This window comes from Aureimonas ureilytica DSM 18598 = NBRC 106430 (assembly GCF_000382705.1).
Taxonomy (GTDB): domain Bacteria; phylum Pseudomonadota; class Alphaproteobacteria; order Rhizobiales; family Rhizobiaceae; genus Aureimonas; species Aureimonas ureilytica.
Map to the genome: position 1 here is coordinate 1 of NZ_ARQE01000036.1, position 6715 is coordinate 6715.

The following is a 6715-nucleotide window of genomic DNA, read 5'->3' on the forward strand; positions in this document are numbered from 1 at the left end:
CCCGATCCTGCGAGCGCCAGCGCACCGCCGTGGCAATCGCGATCCCAAACCGCTCAGCCGCTACATGGGTCGAGGCGCCCTCGCGCATCGCCCGCAAAACCCGATGCCGAAGATCGATCGACAAAGCTCTTGCCATCCTTGCCTCCCTTCCGATCGACAGAGGGAATCATGAATGACGCTAAGACTCTACCCGGAGGGAAAACGCTCTAGGGCCTGTTAGCGCCTGATCCAATCGAGGGCTGCGGCGAGGCAGAGGACGCCGAGGAAGATGGCGGCGGTCTTCTCGTAACGGGTGGCGACGGCGCGCCACTCCTTGAGCCGGGCCCACAGGCGTTCGACCCGATTGCGGTTGTTGTAGATCCAGTCCGGGCAGGCGACAGGCGCCTCATGGCGAAGTGGCGGGATGGCAGGCCGGGCGCCCAAGTCCCAGATGTGCTGGCGGAAGGCATGACTGTTATAGCCGCGGTCGGCCACGACCCACTTTGGGACGCCGGGCAATCGATCCAAAAGTGGGATGCCATGCGGCAGTTCGTGGGCCTGTCCTGGCGCCAGGCGGAAGGCAATCGCTCGCCCGGCGCCGTCGGCCATCACGCAGGCCTTGGTGCCGTGGCCACCACGAGATCGGCCAAGCGCTTCACGGCCATCTCGCTCCTTTGCAGATCCCCCTTTCGCCTGGCACCTGCCGCTTGTCTGTGGGCGCGGATGTTCGTGCCGTCCAGGAACACCATGTCGAGCCTGACGCCGCGCTCCTGAACCAGCCCAAGAAGCCTTTCCCAGACGCCAAGCCGCGCCCAGCAGATGAAGGTCTGCGCCGCCATCCACCATGGGCCGAACTCGGCAGGCAGAGCACGCCACTTCGCTCCGTTCTGATGACGCCAGAGGATCGCCTCGATCGTCCGACGAAGGTGCGGGCTCGGAACCTTCGCATGCGGGCGGCACGCCTCGATCAGTGGCTCCAAATCAGACCATTGCTCGTCACTCAGCATCTGCGCCCTTCTCCTCATGGGAAAAGCCAGCGACATAGAGTCGGCCTCTGGCGCTAACAGGCCATAACGGCCTTGGCGCTACCAGGGCGAAAACGTCAGCTCGCCAAAATGGCGGTAATCGAGACCGACCCTGAAGGCCGTCTCGATCAGCCCATGGACTTCGCCCATCGCCACCTGCCTTCCAAAGGACCCGCTCTGTTCAGGTTGCGGGAAATCCATCAGGACAATCCGAAGATGACGGGCATCCTCGATATCGTCCGGAATGTCAGCCTCGATATAGAATTGGATTGTTCTGTCCTCCTCATCGATCAGGCCGAGGAAGTTCCCTTCCACAGCGCGGATCTGGTCGGACCAGATCAGGCCAGCCGCGTGCAGATCAACCTCTTGAGCCTGTTCGGGGGGCACGCCGACGCCGCAATCGTTCCAGAACGCTCTCATCCGCTACTCATCGATTAGAAGGTTCTGAGGAACGCTCAGCGCATCGGAAATCCTCGCTAGCTCCTTAGCGCTAGTCCGTTAGCCAGTACAAACCGATCTGATCCAAGCCCCTGAAGGAGCCCGGATCAGATCCAGCCTCGGCGATCGATGGGGTCTTATCCTGAGAAACAGGTCGAGCTTCAGGCACTCATACGTTCAAATTCGTCGCTCATATCGATATCAAAACCGCTATTGGCCTTCCTTGGGTTTTCGCGCGACATCGTTGCACCGTGCTGCGCACCGAATGCCTGCACTCGTTGTCTTAGCGCCTGAACGCTTTCCTGCCGAGGCGACGGAGCTAACCCAGCCCCTGCGTGTTGCTCACTGACCCGAAAGTACCCTGCCCGTTCGCTCAATCGCCCGGCTTCAGCCGAAAGCTGGGATGCCGTCGCGGACATTTCATTGGCTGCGCCAGCGTTGGCCTGTGTCACTTGATCCAGTTGAAGGATCGCTTGATTGATTTGCTCAGTCCCGATCGACTGCTCGCGGCAAGCCGCCGAAATTTCGGATACCAACTCTGCCGTACGCTGGATATCGGGTACGAGCTGGTTCAGCAACGTACCCGCCTCTTCCGCTACGATCAGCGTATCGGTCGACAAGTTATTGATCTCTGTAGCGGCGACTTGGCTGCGCTCGGCGAGTTTGCGGACCTCGCTTGCCACGACAGCAAAACCTTTGCCATGCTGACCGGCACGTGCCGCCTCGATGGCAGCGTTCAACGCCAACAAATCGGTCTGACGGGCTATCTCCTGCACAACGGCAATCTTGTCGGCAATGGTACGCATTGCGTTCACAGATTTGGCAACCGCTTCGCCAGATCGAGTGGCATTTTCAGCTGCTAGCGTCGCAATCTTTTCCGTCTGTGTCGCGTTGTCCGAGTTTTGCCGAACGTTCGCGGCCATTTCTTCAATGGCTGCAGACGCTTCTTCACTCGCGGCAGCTTGCTCGGTCGAACCCGATGAAAGTTGCATCGCGGACGCGGCAGATTGAGTAGAGCCTGATGCCACTTGTTCAGCGGACGTCCGCACGTCCGTCACAATCCCACGCAATGTCGAAGACATCGCGGCCATGGCACGCTCCAACTCCGCGATCTCGTCGGACCCCTTGGCATTCGCGTCTTGGGTCAAATCGCCCTTCCCGATTGCTGTGGCAAGGTTCACCGACCGACGCAAGCGACGCGCCGTCGACAACGACAACCATGCTGCAATGCCGCCCCCAGCCAGCACCGCAGCAATCACGAGGCCGATCGCGAGGTTGCGGGTTTCTACGTAGCTCGCTTCCGATTCTGCTTTGAAGGCCTCGGCCCGTTCGTTTGCTCTGACCGTCAGCTGTCCGACAATCTTGGCAACCGCGTCGCTTGCTGGACGCTGCTTCTCGACGATAAATTGGCTGAGGGCGGCCGCGCGCTTGAGAAGCCCTTTGTCGCCGCTTGTCCGAAGTTCGGCAAACAGGTTTCCCGCTTTGACATTCAGTTGCTCGACGTCGGAACGCAAGCCTGTCGGAAGCACGCCACGAAGGGTTTCAAGATTTGCGCGAACGGAAACCGCAAGCTCGTTCAATTCCGTGCTGCTCGCTTGGATCCTCGCATGATCGGTATCGACGATGATGCTCAGCGTAGCGATGACCGATGTCAGGACGCCAGCATCGGTTTCTGCCAGGAGACGCAGTGGCTCTGCGCCGAGGTTCGCTGCGATAACCTTCTCCATCATGGCGTCGATCGCGGAGCGGACCGTGGCGAGAGCAGACGCCGAATGGGTCAGCACATCTTGTGCTTCATTCGGGTTCACCAGCATTGCATCCGCCATGATCTGATCGGCCACCGGGCGCAGGGCATCGATCGAGGGACGAAGTTCGGCCATGGCGAGCTTACCTTCCGATGTCTGGACACCGGTTTCATATCGGTCGAGGGACGCTATCAGCTTCGTCCAGGCGTCCTCATAGGACTTCATCTGAGCTGCCCGAACGTCGGGTGAGGCTTCCGCAGCGATGTTTCGAGCAAATCGGCGCGTCGCTTCGAGGCTTGCTGAGATTTCGCCTAGTCCCTGCACCTGTTGGAACGGACGTTCTGTGAACCGCACCAGGGTTTGGTTGCTTTGGCCTAACGCCTGAACGCCGAAGTACCCCACAGCTGTCGTCATAATAAGAACAGTTGCAAACCCTGCGCCCAGCTTCATACCGATAGGAAATTTCATCATTTAGCCTTTGTAATAGATCCAATGTATGGAAATTTTGAAATGGATTAGTAACTTTTTCGTTGACAGGGCATGGCTTTGTCCAAAAATTTGCCAGGTAAAAGAATCTTTTCATGTTCATCTCTAATATTTGAGAGGTACATGCCTTCTGCATCGACAAGAGTTACTTATTGTTGAGTGTTGTTGATATATAGTCGGGCCATTAAATGGCTGAGATTTGGTTTAATGCTACTTTTTCGATGGAGTTGACGCGAGGCAATCTGACGGGCGAGGAGTGGCTGGTGATCGACGATCTTTTGCTAAGCAAAGGTCGCAAGGCGAGTCCGTCGCACGACCATCGTCAGCTCCTCGACGGGATAATGTTCATCTTGCGTACCGGCTGAGGTAGCCAGCTTCGTCTTGTTTGAGATGCGCATGGCCATACCAAAGAATCCTATGGCTCATTATTCCACCTAAATGTTTACATAAGTTGTAAACACTATACTCTCGGCGGTTGTACTACTCATCGACCAGCAAGTCCGCAGGAGTTCCCAGCACATTGGAAATCCTCGCTAGCTCGTCAGCGCTAGCTGTCGATCCTTGCTCGATCTCCGCCAGCCGCTCCTCGGTGATGCCAGCTTTCACGACCACGTCGTGCTGCGATCGTCCCGTCGACTGGCGGAACGCCTTCATCACCGGCGTCCCATCCTCGATCGCATCCACCGCGGTATCAGCAATTTCGTATTCGGTCTCGCTCATCGTTGAGGCCTTCTGGTGGTGGCGCATCTGTGCCCCCTGAAGAGCGGCGACGTTGGCCTTGCGTTCCAACACCGTGTCCAGAAGCGTTTGCCAGGACCTTGCTGCCGTCAGGTGACGCTCCCTGACCTGCGGCAGGTTCGTCGCCTCCGCTGCTGCGAGACACTCCGCCAACCTTGCCCGGTAGACCTCCTCACTGTCCATCATCGGCGCCATCCCGTCTCGACCCCTTCGCCACGACGCGCAGAGCACCGTCGGGCAAAGGACGCTGCAACGCCGCAGCCTCGGCCCATGGTGCCTCGAGCCAGATGCCCATCTCTTCAGCCGTCGTCAGGATCACCGGCATTGCTTTGGGGTGGATCGGCGCCACGACCGCATTCGGCTCGGTCGTCAGGAAGCCGTAGAGGTCCGCATTCACCTCTCCCTCCTTCACCTTCCGGGTCGACGTCCAGTTCGTCCAGAGGCCCGCGAACACCATCAAGGGCCGTTCGTCGCTGGCTGCAAACCACGCCGGCACCTTCTTGCCGTCCACCGTGTCGTACTCGCTGAAGCTCGTCATCGGCACGAGGCAGCGATGCTCCGGTCCAAGCCAGCGTCGCCAGTGCGGGCTCTTGGTGTTGCGGATGTTGGTGACGCCACCGTCAACCGCCTTGCCCTTCAGTGCGAAGGCGGGTGATGGCATGCCCCAGCGCGCCATCGTCAGCTCGCGCTCGCATCCGATGGTCCGCACGATCGGCGCCATGGTGTCGAGAAAAACGCCCGGCAACGGAGGCAGATTGCCGGTTCGATCGACTGCCGCACGGGTGAACTCAAGGATGGCCGCTTGGCCCTTGGTCAGGCTGTAAAGATTGCACATGCTGATGGATGTGCAGTTCGCTCGGCGATCGTCCAGCGCGACCATTCGATGGACGCTTCAATCGAGGCCCGACCTTAGTCCGCCTGACACGTCCAGAGCCATCCATACGGACCCGTCCCCTTCGGGGTCGGGGTCTCTCTCTCTGACTAAGGCATTTTACGTCAGGCCATCCGGCGTCAAGGACTGCGCGGTCCCCCCCAATTTTCACGGCCTAAGGGCCGAGAAAATCGGCTCCCCCGCTTGCCGGCTCCGCCGGTCGTCTGCGACGATCCTTGACCCCTCTGGCCTACAATGTGGGCTCCTTTCGTCAGCGAAAGGAGAACATCATGTCTGATTTCAAAGCATCCACCCTGCTCTCGAACCTCAAGCGCATCCAGCCGAAGGTGGCCGTGCGCGGGAAAGCCTGTGCCGGCGCTCTCGCCCGACAGGCGCACGCCAAGCTCGCCGAAGAACTGAAGACTCTCATTGACGGTTTGGAGGATGGCTCGGATCTTGAGGAGATCGAGTGGTTCTGGCACGCACACCGTCCCATTGCCCTCCTCGAACCGGTCCGGGTCTCTGTCCGCGTCGAGAAGAACACGATGCCGAACCTTCCCAACACGACCGACACCAGCCTCACCGAAGGCGATCTGGAAGGGCTCACCGCCATCCTCGACAAGCTGGAAACGACCTGCGGTCTGCGCTTCGTGCCGCGCGAGGTGGTGCGCATCGCCGCCTGAGACAGGCAGGCTTTCGCTGGGCTGACGGTTCGGGAGGGAGCGTCCCTCCCAATTCCTTGCTGCGCCACATATGGCCCGGGTCGGCCCTCTCTCTCAAGGACACCCATGCTGAAGCTCACGGCCAAAGAAATCGCGGTCATCGATATGCGTTTGGACCGCTCGCTCAATGGCCTGGTGTCGGCCAAGGAGCATCTGGCCGAACAGCGGCGGACCTATACCGGGCTCTCGATCGACACCGCTGACCAGATCGCCCTGGTCGAAGCCCTGTGCCAGTCCCTTCCCGATCCCACGCTGTTTCGAGACAAGATCAACCGTCTCAAGAAGCGCCTGGAGGTGTTCGAGGATCTCATGTTCAACCCGCAGGACAAGGCCGAGATCCTCGGCGCCATTGCGGTGCGGCCGAACACCGCCCATGAAATGGATCGGGAGATGGCCAGGAAGGCGGGGTAGCCTTCTGTCCTTGCTGATATATCCCCTGTTGGCGCCGCGAGGCGGCGCGGGGGCGGTTCCAGCGCCCTATCCTACCTTTCCTCCCTGATGACGTCCCAGGATACGGGACGGCCTCGGGCGTCAAGGACGATGGTCCCCCCAAAATGCTGCGNATTTCGGCTCCCCCATCGCCGGCTCCGCCGGTCGCCTGGCGGCGATCCCTGACCCCCTTCTCCCTTACCCGTGGGTCTTCCTTCGTCATCAACGAAGGAGCTTCAAATGACCTACGACATCTTCGCCGAGATCGCCGAACTGCGCGCC

Annotated in this window: 9 protein-coding genes; 3 read left to right on the forward strand and 6 right to left on the reverse strand. The window is 59.8% G+C overall.

Annotated features, from left to right (window positions below; genetic code table 11):
• From B146_RS30040 to B146_RS28130, 4 genes are all read right to left on the reverse strand, one after another.
• Positions 1-136 (reverse strand): helix-turn-helix domain-containing protein (locus B146_RS30040; protein ID WP_019999082.1); only part of this gene is annotated, 136 nt, incomplete at its 3' end.
• An 80-nt stretch (positions 137-216) separates the two neighbouring features.
• A protein-coding gene (locus B146_RS0124335; protein ID WP_155897711.1) for an IS5 family transposase occupies positions 217-986 on the reverse strand; the annotation gives its coding sequence in 2 pieces (ribosomal slippage) (positions 217-674 and positions 674-986; 771 coding nt in all).
• A 78-nt stretch (positions 987-1064) separates the two neighbouring features.
• Positions 1065-1424, reverse strand: coding sequence for a hypothetical protein (locus tag B146_RS0124340; protein ID WP_019999085.1), 360 nt, complete (start codon positions 1422-1424; stop codon positions 1065-1067).
• A 179-nt stretch (positions 1425-1603) separates the two neighbouring features.
• A complete protein-coding gene (locus B146_RS28130; RefSeq protein ID WP_244498276.1) occupies positions 1604-3655 on the reverse strand; it encodes a HAMP domain-containing methyl-accepting chemotaxis protein in 2052 nt (683 codons plus the stop codon).
• A gap of 206 nt (positions 3656-3861) precedes the next feature.
• Between B146_RS28130 and B146_RS28810 the strand changes: the two genes are divergently transcribed.
• The gene (locus B146_RS28810; RefSeq protein ID WP_081631132.1) at positions 3862-4038 is read left to right on the forward strand and encodes a transposase; all 177 of its coding nucleotides are present in this window, start codon (positions 3862-3864) and stop codon (positions 4036-4038) included.
• Positions 4039-4153: 115 nt separating this feature from the next.
• Here the strand turns inward: B146_RS28810 and B146_RS0124355 are convergent, their stop codons facing one another.
• Both B146_RS0124355 and B146_RS0124360 read right to left on the reverse strand, forming a co-directional pair.
• Positions 4154-4597, reverse strand: coding sequence for a helix-turn-helix domain-containing protein (locus B146_RS0124355; protein WP_162141979.1), 444 nt, complete (start codon positions 4595-4597; stop codon positions 4154-4156).
• Positions 4584-5246, reverse strand: a complete 663-nt coding sequence (locus B146_RS0124360) for an SOS response-associated peptidase (RefSeq protein ID WP_026358912.1) — start codon at positions 5244-5246, stop codon at positions 4584-4586. The genes B146_RS0124355 and B146_RS0124360 overlap by 14 nt, the downstream gene beginning before the upstream one ends.
• 326 nt (positions 5247-5572) lie before the next feature.
• Here B146_RS0124360 and B146_RS0124365 point away from each other — a divergent pair, with 326 nt between their 5' ends.
• Together B146_RS0124365 and B146_RS0124370 are read left to right on the forward strand one after the other, a co-directional pair.
• Positions 5573-5965 carry a hypothetical protein gene (locus tag B146_RS0124365; protein ID WP_019999090.1) on the forward strand — a complete coding sequence of 131 codons (393 nt, stop codon included), beginning with the start codon at positions 5573-5575 and terminating at the stop codon, positions 5963-5965.
• Between the two features lie 105 nt (positions 5966-6070).
• Positions 6071-6415, forward strand: coding sequence for a hypothetical protein (locus B146_RS0124370; RefSeq protein ID WP_019999091.1), 345 nt, complete (start codon positions 6071-6073; stop codon positions 6413-6415).
• The last annotated feature ends 300 nt before the right edge of the window (positions 6416-6715 follow it).

Excerpts from the sequence above, each read along its gene's own strand:
- B146_RS0124340 (WP_019999085.1), bottom strand. The coding sequence starts at position 1,424 with ATGAGAGCGTTCTGGAACGATTGCGGCGTCGGCGTGCCCCCCGAACAG.
- B146_RS28130 (WP_244498276.1), bottom strand. The coding sequence starts at position 3,655 with ATGAAATTTCCTATCGGTATGAAGCTGGGCGCAGGGTTTGCAACTGTT.
- B146_RS28810 (WP_081631132.1), top strand. The coding sequence starts at position 3,862 with ATGGCTGAGATTTGGTTTAATGCTACTTTTTCGATGGAGTTGACGCGA.
- B146_RS0124355 (WP_162141979.1), bottom strand. The coding sequence starts at position 4,597 with ATGATGGACAGTGAGGAGGTCTACCGGGCAAGGTTGGCGGAGTGTCTC.
- B146_RS0124360 (WP_026358912.1), bottom strand. The coding sequence starts at position 5,246 with ATGTGCAATCTTTACAGCCTGACCAAGGGCCAAGCGGCCATCCTTGAG.
- B146_RS0124365 (WP_019999090.1), top strand. The coding sequence starts at position 5,573 with ATGTCTGATTTCAAAGCATCCACCCTGCTCTCGAACCTCAAGCGCATC.
- B146_RS0124370 (WP_019999091.1), top strand. The coding sequence starts at position 6,071 with ATGCTGAAGCTCACGGCCAAAGAAATCGCGGTCATCGATATGCGTTTG.